Annotated in this window: 14 protein-coding genes; 11 read left to right on the top strand and 3 right to left on the bottom strand. The window is 72.3% G+C overall.

Features of this window, described 5'->3' with window-relative positions:
- From ACESL7_RS04725 to ACESL7_RS04710, 4 genes are all read left to right on the top strand, one after another.
- On the top strand, positions 1–1,770 hold a 1,770-nt coding region (locus ACESL7_RS04725; protein ID WP_372891950.1), incomplete at its 5' end, for a hydantoinase/oxoprolinase family protein.
- Positions 1,767–2,387, top strand: coding sequence for a cysteine hydrolase family protein (locus tag ACESL7_RS04720; RefSeq protein WP_372891948.1), 621 nt, complete (start codon positions 1,767–1,769; stop codon positions 2,385–2,387). The genes ACESL7_RS04725 and ACESL7_RS04720, both read left to right, overlap by 4 nt.
- Positions 2,387–3,256, top strand: coding sequence for an isocitrate lyase/PEP mutase family protein (locus ACESL7_RS04715; protein ID WP_372891946.1), 870 nt, complete (start codon positions 2,387–2,389; stop codon positions 3,254–3,256). Before ACESL7_RS04720 ends, ACESL7_RS04715 begins: the two co-directional genes overlap by 1 nt.
- A complete protein-coding gene (locus ACESL7_RS04710; RefSeq protein WP_372891944.1) occupies positions 3,253–4,632 on the top strand; it encodes an FAD-dependent oxidoreductase in 1,380 nt (459 codons plus the stop codon). The genes ACESL7_RS04715 and ACESL7_RS04710 overlap by 4 nt, the downstream gene beginning before the upstream one ends.
- Before the next feature lie 14 nt (positions 4,633–4,646).
- Here the strand turns inward: ACESL7_RS04710 and ACESL7_RS04705 are convergent, their stop codons facing one another.
- Positions 4,647–5,228, bottom strand: coding sequence for a TetR/AcrR family transcriptional regulator (locus ACESL7_RS04705; RefSeq protein ID WP_372891942.1), 582 nt, complete (start codon positions 5,226–5,228; stop codon positions 4,647–4,649).
- Positions 5,229–5,585: 357 nt separating this feature from the next.
- On the opposite strand from ACESL7_RS04705, the gene ACESL7_RS04700 reads away from it, so the two are divergent.
- Positions 5,586–6,467 (top strand): hypothetical protein, encoded by an 882-nt coding sequence (locus ACESL7_RS04700; protein WP_372891940.1) that lies wholly within the window; start codon positions 5,586–5,588, stop codon positions 6,465–6,467.
- A 3-nt stretch (positions 6,468–6,470) separates the two neighbouring features.
- On the opposite strand, the gene ACESL7_RS04695 is transcribed toward ACESL7_RS04700, so the two are convergent.
- On the bottom strand, positions 6,471–6,929 hold the full coding sequence (locus tag ACESL7_RS04695; RefSeq protein ID WP_372891938.1) for a DNA polymerase III subunit chi: 459 nt from the start codon (positions 6,927–6,929) through the stop codon (positions 6,471–6,473).
- On the bottom strand, positions 6,929–8,407 hold the full coding sequence (locus ACESL7_RS04690) for a leucyl aminopeptidase (protein WP_372891936.1): 1,479 nt from the start codon (positions 8,405–8,407) through the stop codon (positions 6,929–6,931). Before ACESL7_RS04690 ends, ACESL7_RS04695 begins: the two co-directional genes overlap by 1 nt.
- Positions 8,408–8,541: 134 nt before the next feature.
- Between ACESL7_RS04690 and lptF the strand changes: the two genes are divergently transcribed.
- The 6 genes from lptF to rsmA all read left to right on the top strand — a co-directional run bounded on the left by lptF (position 8,542) and on the right by rsmA (position 16,044).
- Positions 8,542–9,669: an LPS export ABC transporter permease LptF gene (gene lptF, locus ACESL7_RS04685; RefSeq protein ID WP_372891934.1), complete on the top strand. Its 1,128-nt coding sequence runs from the start codon at positions 8,542–8,544 to the stop codon at positions 9,667–9,669.
- Positions 9,666–10,757, top strand: coding sequence for an LPS export ABC transporter permease LptG (lptG, locus tag ACESL7_RS04680; RefSeq protein WP_372891932.1), 1,092 nt, complete (start codon positions 9,666–9,668; stop codon positions 10,755–10,757). The genes lptF and lptG overlap by 4 nt, the downstream gene beginning before the upstream one ends.
- On the top strand, positions 10,757–12,901 hold the full coding sequence (locus ACESL7_RS04675) for an LPS-assembly protein LptD (protein ID WP_372891929.1): 2,145 nt from the start codon (positions 10,757–10,759) through the stop codon (positions 12,899–12,901). The genes lptG and ACESL7_RS04675 overlap by 1 nt, the downstream gene beginning before the upstream one ends.
- Entirely contained in the window at positions 12,892–14,139 is a 1,248-nt protein-coding gene (locus tag ACESL7_RS04670) for a peptidylprolyl isomerase (protein ID WP_372891927.1), read from the top strand. The genes ACESL7_RS04675 and ACESL7_RS04670 overlap by 10 nt, the downstream gene beginning before the upstream one ends.
- A complete protein-coding gene (pdxA, locus tag ACESL7_RS04665; protein WP_372891925.1) occupies positions 14,136–15,107 on the top strand; it encodes a 4-hydroxythreonine-4-phosphate dehydrogenase PdxA in 972 nt (323 codons plus the stop codon). Before ACESL7_RS04670 ends, pdxA begins: the two co-directional genes overlap by 4 nt.
- 97 nt (positions 15,108–15,204) lie before the next feature.
- Positions 15,205–16,044 carry a 16S rRNA (adenine(1518)-N(6)/adenine(1519)-N(6))-dimethyltransferase RsmA gene (rsmA, locus tag ACESL7_RS04660; protein ID WP_372891923.1) on the top strand — a complete coding sequence of 280 codons (840 nt, stop codon included), beginning with the start codon at positions 15,205–15,207 and terminating at the stop codon, positions 16,042–16,044.
- The last annotated feature ends 151 nt before the right edge of the window (positions 16,045–16,195 follow it).

Here is a 16,195-nt window from a genome sequence, read left to right as displayed (position 1 = left end):
CGCACCTGGGGGCTCAGGGGCGATTTCGTGCCGGTGGTGCCGCGCGACCTGCGCCTCGAGGTGCCCGAGCGGGTGCTGGCCGACGGCACGGTGGAGCGGGCGGTGGACCTCGACGCGGTGCGCGCCGCGGGCCGCGCACTGCTCGATCAGGGCTGCGCGTCGGTCGTCGTGCTCTTCGTCAACGCCTACGCCAACCCGGAGAACGAGGCGCGCGCCGTGGCCGCCCTGCGCGAGGTCTGGCCCAACGCGCATGTCGCGGCCTCCTCCGAGATCCTGCCGGAAATCCGCGAGTTCGAGCGCTTCTCCACGACCGCGCTCAACGGCTACCTGCAACCCGAGGTCGCGGGCTATCTCGACCGGCTCGAAACCGCGCTCGCGGGCGAGGGCTTCGGCGGCGAGTTCCTGATCGTGCAGTCGAACGGCGGCGTGATGTCGGTGGACACCGCCTGCCGCCTGCCGGTGCGCACGGCGCTTTCGGGCCCGGCCGCCGGCGTGATCGCGGCGGGCTACATCGCCGAAAGCGCTGGGTTTTCCAACGTCATCACCGGCGACATGGGCGGCACGAGCTTCGACGTCTCGCTGATCGCGGGGGGCGAGACGGTGCTCTCGCCGCAGACCGCCATCGACTTCGGCCTCGTCGTGCGCACGCCGATGATCGAGATCGCCACCATCGGCGCGGGCGGCGGCTCCATCGCGAGCGTTGACGCCGGCGGGCTCCTGCAGATCGGCCCGGAAAGCGCCGGCTCCGATCCCGGCCCCGTGGCCTACGGGCGCGGCAACGACCGACCCACGGTCACCGACGCCAATATCGTGCTCGGCCGGATCGACCCCGCCCGCCCCCTCGGCGACGGGCTGGGCGCGCTCGATCTCGAAGGCGCGAAGACGGCGATCCGCCGCCACGTGGCCGAGCCGCTGGGCCTCGACCTCATGGCGGCGGCGGAGGCGATCGTGCGCGTCGCCACCTCCGCCATGGCGGGGGCCATCCGCCTCGTCTCGATCGAGCGGGGATTCGACCCGGAGCGTTTCGTCTACATGCCCTTCGGCGGCGGCGGCGCGCTGCACGCCGGCGCGATGATCGCGGAGGTGGGCCTCGCCCGCGCGCTGGTGCCGCGCTATCCGGGCGTGACCTCCGCGCTCGGCTGCGTGATCGCCGACATGCGGCAGGATTTCGTGCAGACGATCAACGGGATGCTGGACGATCTCGACGTCGCTGCACTGCGCGACCGGGTGCAGGCGCATGTCGACGGGGGCAACGCCACGCTCGATGCGGCCGACACCGGCTTCGCCGGGCGCGAGGTGCGGATCGAGCTCGACATGGCCTATCTCGGGCAGACGCACACCGTCGCCGTACCGGTCGCCGTCGGGATGGACGGCGCGACGGTGAAACCGATCTCCGCCGGCGCGATCCGCGCCGCCTTCGAGACGACCTACCGCGAGCTTTACGGCCGCCTGCTGACGAGCCCGATCCGCGTGCTGAACCTGCGCACGGCGGTGATCGGCACGCGGCCGAAGTTCGACCTCGCCACCCTTGCCCCCGACCCGGACGCGCGCCTCGACGGCGCCGCCAAGGGCGTGCGGCCGGTCTATGCACAAGGCGACTGGCACGAGGCGCGGGTCTTCGACCGGCTCGCCCTGCCCGTTGGCACGCGGATCGAGGGGCCGGCAGTGCTCGAGCAGCCCGACGCGACGATCTTCGTCGAGCCGTGGCTCGAGGCCCTCGTGGACCCGCACGGCAACGTCCTTCTGACAGCCAAGGAGAGCGCGGCATGAGCCACGACGCCCCCCTCGACCCCGCCCGTACCGCGGTGCTGACGATCGACCTGCAGAACGACTTCCTGCACCCCGAGGGCGCCTACGGCCGCGCCGGGCAGACGGGACCGGGCCTGCCCGAGCTGCCCGCGCGGGTGAAGCCGGTGATCGACGCGGTGCGCGCGAGGGGCGGTCTCTTCGTCTCGGCCCAGTTCACGCTGGTGCCGCGGCCCGGTGGCGCGGAGCCGCTGATCGCGCCGCACCTGAAGGCGCTGCGCCCCTTCCTGACCACCGGCGACTTCGCGCCCGGCGGATGGGGCAACGCCGCGGTCGATCTTCTGCAGCCGCCTGACTACACGGTAGAAAAGGTCGCCTATTCCGCCTTCTATCAGACACGGCTCGAGTATATCCTGAAGGCGCTCGGCATCGAGGCGCTGATCATAGGCGGCATCGTCACGAACGGCGGCGTGGCGAGCACGGTCCGCGATGCGCACATGCGCGGCTACCGCACGATCCTCCTCGCCGACGGCTGCGGCGCCTTCAAACCGGAGGTGCACGAGGCCACGCTGATCGCCCTCGGCTCGGTCACCCAGCAGGAGACCTGCGAAAGCGTGCTCAGCCTGCCGGGGCTCGCGTGATGGAGCGCCTGCGCGCCCGCCTCGCCCGCGCCCCCGCGCTCGTCGCGCCCGGCGTCTACGACGGGCTGACCGCCGCGCTCGCCGAGGCGGCGGGCTTCGAGGCGCTCTACCTCTCCGGCGCGGCGGTCGCCTACACGCGGCTCGGGCGACCCGACATCGGGCTCACCACCATGTCGGAGATGGCCGAGACGCTGGCGGCGATCCGCGACCGCGTCGCGCTGCCCATCGTGATCGACGCCGACACGGGCTTCGGCAACGCGCTCAACGCGCAGCGCACCATGCGCACCTACGAACGCGCGGGCGCCAATGCTCTGCAGGTGGAGGACCAGAGCTTCCCGAAGCGCTGCGGACATCTGGCCGACAAGCGGCTGATCCCGGCGGCCGAGATGGCGGGCAAGATCCGCGCCATGGCCGACGCGCGCGAAAGCGCCGAGACGCTCATCATCGCGCGCACGGACGCGATCGGGGTCGAGGGGTTCGAGCCCGCGCTGGAGCGCGCGGAGGCCTACGTCGCCGCCGGGGCCGACGCGCTCTTCGTCGAGGCGCCGCGCTCGGGCGAGGAGTTGCGCGCGGTGGCCGCGCGCTTCGCGGGGCGGGTGCCGCTGATGGCGAACATGGTCGAGGGCGGCGTCACGCCCGTCACCTCGGCCGCCGATCTGGGCGCGATGGGCTATTCGCTCGTCATATTCCCGGGCGGGATCGTCCGCGCGCTGGCCCGCGCGGCGGAGGACTACTACGCGAGCCTCGCCACCCACGGCACCAACCGGCCCTTCGCGGACCGCATGTTCGACTTCGCGGAGCTCAACGCGCGCATCGGCACGCCCGCGATGCTGGAGGCGGGCGGACGCTACGACGGGGGCGAGGGGTGAGCCTCCGCCCTGCCCCGCCGGCCTGGCCGCTCGAGGTCGAGACGCTGGTGATCGGCGCCGGCGCGGCCGGAATGGTGGCCGCGCTCTCGGCCCACGAGGCGGGCGAGGAGGTGCTGGTGCTGGAGCGCGACCCGGTGCCCGCGGGCTCCACCGCGCTCTCGGCCGGGCTGATCCCCGCCGCCGCCACCGCGCAGCAGCGCGCCGCAGGGATCGAGGACGACCCGGAGCGTTTCGCCGCCGACATCCAGGCGAAGGCGCACGGCGAGGCCGATCCGGCGCTCGTCGCCGCCCTGACCGGGGCGATCCCCGAGGCGGTGGCCTGGCTGACGGATGGCCTCGGCCTGCCCCTGACACTCGTCGAGGATTTCGACTATCCCGGCCATTCGCGCCGCCGGATGCATGGGCTGCCGGACCGCGCGGGGGCCTCGCTCGTCGATGCGCTGCGCAGCCGTTGCGAGGCGCGCGGCGTGCCCATCGTCTGCGAGCGGCAGGTGGAAACGCTCTTCACCGACGCCGGGGGCGAGGTCGCGGGCGTGGCGGCCCGCCTGCCCGACGGCACGGTGGAGGAGATCGGCGCGGGGCGCGTGATCCTCGCCTGCAACGGCTACGGCGGCAACAAGCGCCGGGTCGCGCGCCACATGCCCGGGATCGCCGATGCGCTCTACTTCGGCCATGCCGGCAACCAGGGCGAGGCGCTCGACTGGGCCGAGGCGCTGGGCCTCGCGACCGCGCATCTCGGCGCCTATCAGGGCCACGGCAACGTCGCGCATCCGCACGGCATCCTGATCACCTGGGCCGTGATCGCCGAGGGCGGCGCGCAGGTGAACGCCGACGGCCGCCGCTTCTGGAACGAGGCGCAGGGCTACTCCGAGGCCGCGCGCGCCGTCCTCGCCCAGCCCGGCGGGCAGGCGGTCACGGTCTTCGACGCGCGCATCGCGGGCGTCGCCCGGCAGTTCGCCGATTTCCGAGCGGCCGAGGCGCAGGGCGCGGTCAAGACGGCCGACACGGTGGAGGAGCTCGCCGCCGCCTTCGGCCTGCCCTCCGATGCCCTTGCCGACACGCTCGCGGAGGCGGAGGCCGCCCGCGGCGCCGGGGCACCGGACGCCTTCGGCCGCCGCTTCGGCGCGGTGCCGGCGCTCGCGGCCCCTTTCTGCGGGGTGCGCGTCACCGGCGCGCTCTTTCACACGCAGGGCGGGCTCGCCGTGACGCCGGAGGCGCGCGCGGTCCGCGCCGACGGCACGCCCTGCCGGCGCCTCTTCGCCACGGGCGGCGCCGCCGTCGGCGTCTCGGGGGCGGGCGACTCGGGCTACCTCTCGGGCAACGGGCTCCTGTCGGCGGTGGGGCTCGGGCGCATCGCGGGCCGGTCTGGCGGATGACCGGGGCGGCCGAGCTATCCGGGGCGGCCGAGCATCAGACGCGCGGTGAGATCCACCGCCGCGCGGGTCAGTTCCAGCGAGCTCTGGTCGTGGTGATTGACGGAGAACCCGTCGCTCGCCGCGGCGAGCAGCCGGGCGAGCGCACCGTCCCCGGCGAGGTGCCGGCGGTCCTCCGGAAGGGTCTCGACCAGAATCTCGGAAATGCGCGCCTCGGCGCGGCGCGACAGGTCGCGGATCCGGGGGTCGTCCTCGGGCACCGTGGCGAGCGCCTGAAGGACGTTGCTGGAGAAACCGTTCTCCTCGACGGGAATGTCGTGCCAGAGCGTATGCAGGAACGCCTTCAGCCGGACGTCCGGCTCGGGGATGCTGCGGACCTTTTCATGCAGCGCGTCGATGCGGCCCATCATCCACGGCTCGTAGAGCTCGAGGAATATGTCGAGCTTCGATCCGAAATAGACGTAGATATTGGCCGCCGAGGTGTCCGCGGCGCGCGCGATCGCCGAGACGGTGGAAAAGGCATATCCACGATCTCGAAAGAGATCATAGGCAGCGGCAAGTATGGCCTCGCGGATTTCCGGTTTCTTCTTCTGGACCATGAAGCTCGCCGAATTCTCCGGAGCGGATCGCGTGCGATTACCGCCCACAGCTTTACGCGGAGCGAAAGCCGTGAGTAAACCCCGATTTACACCGACCAAAATTCGGTTTTAGTTTTCGTCGAACGCCTCCCTTCTGCCCCGACGGACGCAGGGACCGGCATTTTCTGCGCGCTTGTTGCGCCGCGATCCTGACCGGAAGATTTTCCCGATTAATGTTCGTTTTTATTAATCCCGCGATTCCGGCCTATTGTCGCCGATCGGTCAGGGGCGACCACGGGTGGCGCCCGCCCTGGGTGGTTTCCTGCGCCGCGCATCCCGGCTATGCTGAGACGGGCAGGCACAGCAGGGGCGACAGGCATGCACATCATCCTCCACGCCGGAACTCTGGCCACCGATGACGGGCGCCTGATGAAGACGCTCGCGCGCAACGCCGAGAGCTTCGCGGCGCGCGGCATCGCGCTGCCGGATCCGGCGCGCTACCGCCAGCTCCTGCGCGATACGGTGGTGTCCATGCGCCGGGCCGACCCGGCGCCCGAGGCGCGCGAGGTGCTTCTCGACGCGCTGCTCGACCGGCCGGAGGAGGAAGTCACGCGCCTCGTGCTGTCCAACGACCGCTTTTTCGCGGCGCCGCAGCAGGCCTTCGCCGGCGGCGTGCTCTTTCCGCAGGCCGAGGAACGGCTGGCGAACCTGCGCCGTCTTTTCGAAGGCGACACCGTCGAGCTGCGTCTCGCGATCCGCGACCCGGCCTCCTTCCTTCCCGCCGTGCTGGCGATCCGCAAGGACGCGTCGCTCGCCGACATGATGGACGGACTCGACCCGAGCGACATGCGCTGGTCCAACCTGATCGGCCGGCTGCGCGAGGGCGTGCCGGACGTGCCGATCACGGTCTGGTGTTCGGAGGACAGCCCGGTGCTCTGGGGCACGATCCTGCGCGACATCGCGGGACTGGAGGAAGGCACGAAGATCGCCGGCGCCTTCGATGTGCTCTCGGAGATCATGTCGGCCGAAGGGATGCAGCGCTTCCGCGCCTATCTCGGCGAGCACCCGGACCTGACCGAGCCGCTGAAACGGCGCACGATGCTCGCTTTCCTCGACAAATACGCGGTCGACGAGATGGTGGAAGAGGAACTCGACATCCCCGACTGGACCGATGAGACCGTGGACGACCTTACAGCGGCCTACGAGGAGGACGTGGCCGAGATCGGGCGCATGGAGGGCGTGCGGCTTCTGTCGGTCTGAGCCTCAGCGCTCCGCCTTCTTCTCCCAGCGGCCCGATTCCTCGGACCAGTACTGCGCGCGGCAGCCCGCGCCGGTCAGTGCCGCCCATTGGCCACGCGCCCGGTCAAGCGCGGATGGATCGTTGCCGTCGAAGAGGATGCAGACCCGCTCCAGCGCCTGCACCTCCTCCGGTGCCACCTCGGCGCCGTCCACCGCCATGAGGCAGGCCGCGCCGTTCGGTGCCGCGCGCCCGGTGGTCAGAAGCACGGGCTGGCGCGCGTCATGCGGCCCGCCGGCCCGGCCGTGGGGGAGGAATTTCTCCTCCGGGCCGAGCCAGAGCTTCTCGTCGAGCCAGTCGAGGCGCTCCGCCTCGCGGCCGCGCACCGCCACCCGCCAGCCGCGCGAGAGCGAGGCCTCGAGCAGCTGCGGCAGCGCCGCCTCGAGCGGGCGGCGCGTGAGGTGGTAGAAGTAGGCGTCGCCCATCAGCCCTCGAAGCGGTCGGCCACCAGCCGGTCGAGCGCCATGACCCCCCAGCCCGTCGCCCCCTTGGGCGCGAGCGTGGTGTCCTTGGCCACGCGCGCGACGCCGGCGATGTCGATGTGGACCCAGGGCGTGCCCTCCTTCACGAAGCGGCGCAGGAACTGCGCCGCCGTGATCGAGCCCGCGGAGCGCCCGCCCACGTTCTTCATGTCGGCGATGTCGGACTTCAGAAGCTCGTCGTAGGCCTCGCCCATCGGCAGGCGCCAGGCGCCCTCGCCCTCCGCCTCGGCGGCCTTCTCGAGCGCGCCGCAGAGCGGGTCGTCGTTGGAGAAAAGCCCCGCCTTCTCGTGGCCGAGCGCAATGATCATGGCGCCCGTCAGCGTGGCGAGGTCGATCATCCCGGCGGGCCGGAACCGCTCCTGCGCGTACCACATCACGTCGGCCAGCACGAGCCGGCCCTCGGCGTCGGTGTTGATGACCTCGATGGTGTCGCCCTTCATCGAGGTCAGCACGTCGCCGGGGCGGATCGCGGTGCCCGAGGGCATGTTCTCGACCAGCCCGACGAGGCCCACGACGTTGGCCTTCGCCTTGCGCCCGGCGAGCGCCTTCATCACGCCGGCGACGACGCCCGCGCCGCCCATGTCCATGGTCATGTCCTCCATGCCCTGCGCGGGCTTGAGGGAGATGCCGCCAGTGTCGAAGACCACGCCCTTGCCGCAGAGCGCGAGCGGTGCGGCCCCGGCCTCGCCGCCCTTCCACTGCATGACGACCACCTTGGAGGGCGCCGCCGAGCCCTGCCCCACGGCCAGCAGGCTGCCCATGCCGAGCTCTTCGAGCTCCGCCTCGTCGAGCACCTCGACCTCGACGCCCATGTCGGAGAGGGCGCTCAGCCGATCGGCGAACTCGGTCGTGGTCAGCACGTTGGCGGGTTCGCTGACGAGATCGCGGGTGAAGAAGACCCCCTCTGCCACCGCGGCGCGGGGGGTGTAGGCGGCCTCGGCCTCCTCGGGCTTCGGGCTCCAGACCGTGATCGTGCCGCGGCCCTCCCCGGCGTCGTCGCCCGCCGACTTGTGATCGTTGAAGGCATACCCGCGCAGCGCGGCGCCGAAGGCCAGTTCGTGCAGATGGCGGCGGTTGGCACCGATCACCGTGACATCGGCCCCCTTGGCCGCGCGCGCGAGCGCGGCGCCGGCCTTGCGCGCCTCGGCTGCCGTCGGGCGGGACGGCAGGTTCACGATCTCGATCGCCTCGGCCGCGACGCCCGCGGGCCAGGCGAGCGTCATCGCCTCGCCCCGCCCGACCTTCTCGAAGGCGGGCGACGCCACCGCGCGCTCGACCGCGCCCTTGGTCAGCCGGTTGAGGCGGCGTGCCACCTGATCGAGCCGCGCGCCGGGCTCGGTCAGGACGGCGACCCGCCCACTGCACTCGGCGAGCGCGTCGGCGTCGGGGGCCGCGAAACGGACGGTGGCTGGCTCGGTCATGGGAGGTCCTCTTTGCTGCTCGGGTCGGGCGTCAGACGAGTCCTAGAGCCCGTCCCGCCGGATGACCAGATTGGAGTTCACCCCCCCGGCGGGTTCCGGTAGGCTCCGGCCGCACCGGGCCTGAGGGGGACCGCTTGGCGAGATTCGACCGATATCTGATCGGGCAGCTCATGGTGCTGTTCGGATTCTTCTCGCTCGTCCTCGTCGGCGTCTACTGGGTCAACCGGGCGGTGATCCTGTTCGACGACCTGGTGGCCGACGGCCATTCGGCGATGATCTTTCTGGAGTTCACCCTGCTCTGGCTGCCCAAGGTGATCGCGATGGTCCTGCCGATGGCGGCCTTCGCGGCGACGGTCCATGTCGTCAACCGCCTCGCCGGCGAAAGCGAGCTGACGGTCATGCAGGCGACAGGCTTCTCCCCTTGGCGCATCGCGCGGCCCGTCGGGGTCTTCGGGCTGATCGTCGCGGCGCTGATGGCGGCGCTGACCAACCTTCTCGTGCCGGCAGCCGATGTCGAACTCGACCGGCGCGAGGCCGAGCTGTCCGCGTCGGTCTCTGCACGGCTCCTGCGCGAGGGCACGTTCCTGCATCCGACGGACGGCGTGACATTCTACATCCGCGAGATCACCGCCGAGGGCGAGCTGCGCGACGTCTACCTCTCGGACCGGCGCCGCGCCGACCGGCCCGTGACCTACACCGCCGAGCGCGCCTTCCTGCTGCGCGACGGTGACAACGCGCAACTCGTCATGGTCGAGGGGCTCGCGCAGACGCTCGACGCCGACGACCTGCGCCTCTCCGTGACGCGGTTCGAGGAGTTCGCCTACGACATAAGCCGGCTGATCGCGGCGGCGCAGCCCTCGCGCGACAAGCGCTCGCATCTGCCGACGCTCACGCTTCTGGCCGACCCGGCCGGCGTGGCAGAGCGTATCGGCACGACCCGCGCCCGCGTGCTGGAGGAGGCGCACATGCGGCTCCAGCAGCCGCTGCTGGCCGTCGTGGCGGCGCTCATCGGGGTGGCGACGCTGCTCGCCGGGGGCTTCAGCCGCATGGGGCTCGGCCCGCAGATCGCGCTCGCCGTGATGCTGCTCGTGGTCGTGAAGATGGTCGAAGGCGCGCTCGGCAACCTCGTGCAGAGCGTCGCGCGCGCCTGGCCCGCCGTCTACCTGCCGAGCGTGGTGGGGCTTGCGATCGCGGGCGCGCTTCTGGCCTACGCCGCGCGAACGCGCCGCCGGCCCGCCCCGCGCGGAGGCGCGGCGGCATGACCCTTCATCGCTATTTCGCCCGCCGCTTCGCGGTGCTCTTCCTCACCACCGCCGCCTCGATCACGCTCTTCGTCGGCCTCATCGACCTGATCGAGCAGGTCCGCCGCGCCGACGGCGCGTTGAGCTTCCGGCAGGTGCTGACGCTCACGCTGCTCAACCTGCCCGCCGGCTTCTACGAGTTCCTGCCGCTCGTCGTGATCCTCGCCGCGATCGCGCTCTTTCTGGGGCTCGCGCGGTCCTCGGAGCTGGTGGTCACCCGCGCGGCCGGGCGCTCGGGGCTGGTGGCGCTGGTCGGGCCGGTGATCGTCGCCGCGGTGATCGGCGCGCTCGCGGTGGCGATGCTCAACCCGATCGTCGCCGCGACCTCGAAGCGCCACGCCGACCTGCGCGAGCTCTACACCGGCGACGGCTCGGTTCTCTCGATCGGGCGGGAGGGGCTCTGGCTCCGGCAGGGGGGCGAAGCGGGACAGACGGTGATCCGCGCCACGCGGACCAACCCGGACGCGACCGTGCTCTACGAGGCGAGCTTCGTCGAATATGCCCCCGACGGCGGGCCGGAGCGCCGGATCGAGGCGGCGCGTGCCGCCCTCGGCGACGGCGTCTGGACGCTCTTCGACGTGAAGGTCTGGCCGCTCGCAGCCGGCGTGACGCCCGAGGCCGGCGCGCGACGGCTCGACCGGCTGACCCTGACCTCGACCCTCACACGGGACCGGATCCGCGACAGCTTCGGCCAGCCCGACGCGGTGGCGATCTGGCAGTTGCCGGACTTCATCGGCGATCTCGAATCGGCAGGCTTTTCCGCCCGCCGTCATACCGTCTGGTTGCAGATGGAGCTGGCGCGGCCCGTCTTCCTCGTCGCCCTGGTGATCGTCGCGGCCGGCTTCACGATGCGGCATCCGCGCGCCGGGCGCACGGGGCTCAACGTGCTCGCCGCGGTGCTTCTCGGGTTCGGGCTCCACTACGTCCGCAACCTCGCGCAGGTGCTCGGGGAGACGGGCCAGATCACGCCATGGATCGCGGCATGGACCCCGCCGGTCGCCGCGCTCCTGCTCGCGCTCGGCCTGCTGCTCCAGCGGGAGGAAGGGTGATGCCCGGCCTGCTGCGGATTGCGGCGCTCGCGCTTGCGCTCGCCACCGCAGGCGAGGTCCGCGCGCAGCCCGCGGACACCGCAGGGACCGCGCCGGCGCCCGCGATCCTCGTCGCCGATACCGTCTATCTGGACGGCGAAGAGCGGCTCGTGGCCGAGGGCGGCGTCGAGGTCGTGCAGGGCGACCGCCGGCTCGAGGCGGCGCGCATCAGCTACGACGCCGGCACGGGCCGCCTCGGGATCGAGGGGCCGCTCCGGCTCTCCGAAGGCGGCGGCGACACCGTGCTGATCGCCGCGGCGGCATCGCTCGACCGCGACCTGCGCGACGGGCTGATCCGGAGCGCGCGCCTCGTGCTCGACCGCCAGCTTCAGCTCGCGGCGGCGCGCATCGACCGGAGCGAGGGGCGCTACACGGTCCTCACGAACACCTCGGTCACCTCCTGTCAGGTCTGCGCACGCGGGCGCGCGCCGCTCTGGCAGATCCGCGCGCGCCGGGTGCTCCACGACGAGGCGGACCGGCAACTCTACTTCGACGAGGCGCAGCTGCGCGTGCTCGATGTCCCGGTGTTTTACCTGCCGCGTCTGCGGCTGCCGGACCCGACCAATCCGCGGGCCCGCGGCTTCCTGGTGCCCGAGGTGCAGAGCACCACGCAGCTCGGGCCGGGCCTGCGGCTTCCCTATTTCATCCCGCTCGGGCCACACCGCGACCTGACGCTCGCGCCCCACCTGTCGCCCGAAGCGCGCTCGCTCGCGTTCCGCTATCGGCAGGCCTTCGTGCGCGGCGACCTGGAGCTGCGCGGCGCGCTGGGAACCGATGACCTGCGCCCCGACCGACTGCGCGGATATCTCTTCGCCGACGGCACCTTCGCGGTCGGGCGCGGCTACCGCCTCGACCTCAGGCTCGAGACGACCTCGGACGACCGTTATCTGACCGAGTACGGCGTGACGGGAACCGACCGCCTCGACAGCGAGCTCGTGCTCTCGCGCGTGCGCCGAGACGCGGTCTTCGAGGCGGGACTGGCGCATTACCAGTCGCTGCGCGAGGGCGAGGACGACGCGACGCTGCCGTCGCTGGTGTTCGACCTGCGCCACGAACGCCGGCTTTTCCCGCGCCGGGCGGGCGGCGAGCTGCGCCTTTTCGCCGGGGTCCACGCGCATCGCCGCGTCTCTGGCCGCGACACCGTCGGGCGCGACATGGCACGCGTCTCGGCGGGTGCGCGCTGGAGCCGGCGGTGGACGGGGCCGGCCGGCCTGCGCCTCGGGCTTTCGGCCGGCCTGCGCGCGGACGGCTTCCGCGTCCGGCAGGACAGCACCTCCGCCCCGCGCGAGACGGTGGTGACGCCGGAGACCGGCGTGACGCTGCGCTGGCCGCTCCGGCGCGTCTCCGCAGGCGGGGCGCGCCACCTGCTGGAGCCGATGGCGATGATCGCATGGTCGGGCGGGACGCGCCCGGACATTCCCAACGACGCGAGCACCACCGCCGAGTTCGATTCCGCCAACCTCCTGTCGCTCAGCCGCTTCCCGGCCGCGGACCGGCAGGAACGCGGCTGGCGCGCGGCCGGCGGGCTGCGCTGGCGCCGCTTCGATGCAGAGGGCTGGAGCCTCGGCCTGACGCTCGGGCGGGTCTGGCGGCGCGAGGCGGAGGACGCCTTCAGCCCGACCTCCGGGCTCGACGGCGCGCGCTCCGACTGGCTCCTGGCCGGAGAGTTCGCCATCGCCGAAGGACTGGAAATCGCAGCCCGGGGCGTCATCGGTCCCGACCTCGACGTGCCCCGTGCCGAGGCCCGGGCACGCTGGCGCACCGAGCGGCTGGATCTTGCGGCGACCTATCTCCTGCTCGAACGGGACGCCGCAGAGGACCGGGAGAAATCCCTTTCGGAGTGGGGCTTCGACGGCAGCTACCGCGTCGCTCGGCACTGGACCGGCTCGGCCGGCTGGCGCTACGACATCGCGCAGGATCGCTCGGCGCGCGCGGACTTCGGACTGGCCTATCGCGACGAATGCGTGGAGGTGCGCCTTTCCGCCTCGCGGACCTTCGCCAGTTCCGTTACCCTCGAGCCGAGCACGGATTTCGGGCTGACGATCGCGCTGAAAGGGTTTAGCACGGGCGGCAGCGCCAAGGAGTACCGACGCAGATGCAACTGACGCGACCGAAAGCCCCCGCGCGTCTCGCGGCCGCCGGCCTTCTGGCTCTCGCGGCTGCCTTCACCGCGGGTGCGACAGCGGCTCAGGGCCTTTTCTCGCCCGCGGTCGTGGTGAACGACACGGTGATCTCGGGCTTCGACGTCGAACAGCGCGCGCGCTTTCTCACGTTGCTCGACGCGCCCGGCGACCCGGAAGAGGCGGCGCGCGAGCAGTTGGTGGACGAAACGCTGCAACTCGCGGAGGCGGCGCGCATCGACCGGCTGCCCGATGAAGAGGATGTCGAGGAGGGCATGGCCGAATTCGCCGCGCGCGGCGATCTGAGCACCGAGGAGTTCATGGAACTCCTCGCGCAGCAGGACATCGCGGGCGACACCTTCGAGCGCTTCGTGCGCGCCGGCGTCGCGTGGCGCAACGTGGTCCGTGCGCGGTTCGGCGCCCGCGCCGCCCCCTCGGAGACAGCGATCGACCGCGCGCTCGCCGGCGCGGGCGCCTCGTCGAACCTGCGGGTCCTGCTCTCGGAGATCGTGCTGCCCGTCGAGCCCGGTCAGGAGCAGGCCGCGCGCGCGCAGGCCGAGCGGCTGTCCGAGATCACCTCTGTCGAGGACTTCTCGCAGGCGGCGCGCGAGCTCTCCGCAAGCCCCTCGGCGCGCGAGGGCGGTCGACTCGAGTGGCAGCCCATCACGCGCTATCCTCAACAGCTTCGCGAGACCCTGCTCGCACTTGCACCCGGCGAGGTGACCGACCCGCTGCCGGTGGACGGCGCGGTTGCGCTGCTGCAGCTCCGTGCCGTGGACGAGACCGCCTACGAGGCGCCCGACTACGCGGAAATCGAATACGCCGCCTACCTGATTCCCGGCGGTCGCAGCGAGGACGCGCGCGCCGAGGCGCAGCGCATCCGCGCGCGGGTGGACCGTTGCGACGACCTCTACGGGATCGCCAAGGGCCAGCCCCCGGAGCGCCTGATCCGCGAAAGCGCCGCGCCCGATGCCCTGCCGCGCGACGTGGCGATGGAACTCGCCCGTCTCGACGCCGGCGAGGTTTCGACCGCGCTCACGCGCACCGGCCCCGAGGGCGCGCCCGCGCTGATGTTGCTCATGCTCTGCCAGCGCACCCCGGAGGCCGCGGTGGACACGTCCCGCGAGCAGGTGGAGCGCAGCCTGCTGAACCGCCGCCTCGAGTCGCTCGCGGAGGGTTATCTGCAACAGCTTCGGGCGAACGCCCGCATCGTCGAGCCATGACCCGGCGCCCTGTCGCCGTGACTTGCGGCGAACCGGCGGGGATCGGCCCCGAGCTCGCGGCGAAGGCGTGGACCGCGCTCGGCACCGAACTGCCCTTCTTCGTGATCGGCGACCCGCGCCACATGCCCCCCGACACGCCGTCGGTCGAGATCGCCGCCCCCGAGGAGGCCGCGGTGGCCGCCGCGCGCGGTCTGCCCGTGCTTGCGCATCCCTTCGCAGCCCCGGCGACGCCCGGCCACCCGGATCCGGCCAACGCGCAGGGCGTGATCGACGCGATCGCGCGCGGCGTGGCCCTCGTGGAGGCGGGCGCCGCGCGGGCGCTCTGCACCCTGCCCATCCACAAGCAGGCCCTCGCGGAGGGCGCCGGCTTCGCCCATCCGGGACATACCGAGTACCTCGCCGCGCTCGCGGGCGTCGAGGATGTCGTGATGATGCTGGTCTCGCCCGAGCTTCGCGTGGTGCCGGCGACGATCCACATCGCCCTGTCCGAGGTGCCCGCCGCGCTGACCGCGGCGCATCTGGAGAAAGTGCTGCGGATCACGGACGAGGGGCTCCGCACCCGCTTCGGCCTCGCCCGGCCGCGCATCGCGGTCGCCGGGCTCAACCCCCACGCCGGCGAGGGCGGTCGCATGGGCCGGGAAGAGATCGAGGTGATCGCGCCGGTGCTGGAGCGGCTGCGCGCCGGAGGCCTGGATCTCGACGGCCCACGGTCGGCGGACACGATGTTCCACCCCGCCGCGCGCGCGAGCTACGACGCGGCGGTGGCGATGTATCACGATCAGGCGCTGATCCCGATCAAGACGCTGGATTTCGACCGCGGCGTGAACCTGACGCTGGGGCTCCCCTTCGTGCGGACCTCGCCGGATCACGGCACCGCCTTCGACATCGCGGGCACGGGACGGGCCAATCCCGCCTCCACGATCGCGGCGCTGCGTCTCGCCGCGCATCTGGCGGAGGCGGAGGGATGAGCCGGGGCCGGAAAATTCTTCGTACGAAGAATTTTCACCCCGCAGGGGCCATCCGCGAATTTTCGTACGAAAATTCGCCACGCGCGCCGCACGTGCGATGAGCGGCCTCGAAGCGCTGCCGCCGCTGCGCGCGGTGATCGCGCGCCACGGCCTCGCCGCGCGCAAGGCGCTCGGACAGAACTTCATTCTCGACCTGAACCTCACGCGCCGCATCGCGCGGAGCGCCGGCGACCTCGCGGGGTCGGACATCTTCGAGGTCGGGCCCGGCCCCGGGGGTCTGACGCGCGGGCTGCTGATGGAGGGCGCGCGCCACGTCCTCGCCGTGGAAAAGGATGCGCGCTGCCTGCCCGCGCTGGACGAGGTCGCCGCCGCCGCGCCGGGGCGGCTCACGGTCGTGCAGGGCGACGCGCTCAGGGTCGATCCGCGCACGTATCTGACGCCGCCGATCCGGATCGTCGCCAACCTGCCCTACAACGTGGGAACGGAGCTTCTGGTGCGCTGGCTCACGCCCGAGGTCTGGCCCCCCTTCTGGGAGAGCCTGACGCTCATGTTCCAGCGCGAGGTGGCCGAGCGGATCGTGGCCGACCCCGGCAGCAAGGCCTATGGCCGGCTCGCCGTGCTGGCGCAGTGGCGCTGCGACGCGCGTATCGCGCTGACGCTGCCGCCCGCGGCCTTCACGCCGCCGCCCAAGGTCGCCTCGGCGGTGGTCCATCTGGAGGCGCGTCCGGCGCCGCGATTTCCCGCGCCGGCCGACACGTTGCAGCGCGTCACCGCCGCCGCCTTCAACCAGCGCCGCAAGATGCTGCGCGCCGCGCTCAAGGGGCTCGCCCCGGACATCGAGGATCGCCTCGCCGATGCGGGGATCGCCCCCACCGCCCGCGCCGAGACCGTGCCGATCGAGAAGTTCTGCGCCCTCGCCCGGGCGCTTGCAAGCTAGAGCGTCTCGCCGCCATCCAGGTTCGCGCGATCCGCGATCGCCTTCGGGCGTCGCAGGCCGGCGACGCGCGAGACCGGGCCCAGTGTCCGCGCGGGATGCGTCAGGCGCTCACTCGGCAGCTTCCTTGCCGCCTTCGGGCGTCTCGCCGCCG

The sequence above is a fragment of the Rhodosalinus sp. genome, from assembly GCF_041685465.1.
GTDB lineage: Bacteria > Pseudomonadota > Alphaproteobacteria > Rhodobacterales > Rhodobacteraceae > Rhodosalinus.
The sequence above is the reverse complement of the archived record's forward strand: the minus strand, read 5'-3'. Positions and strand labels throughout refer to the sequence as shown.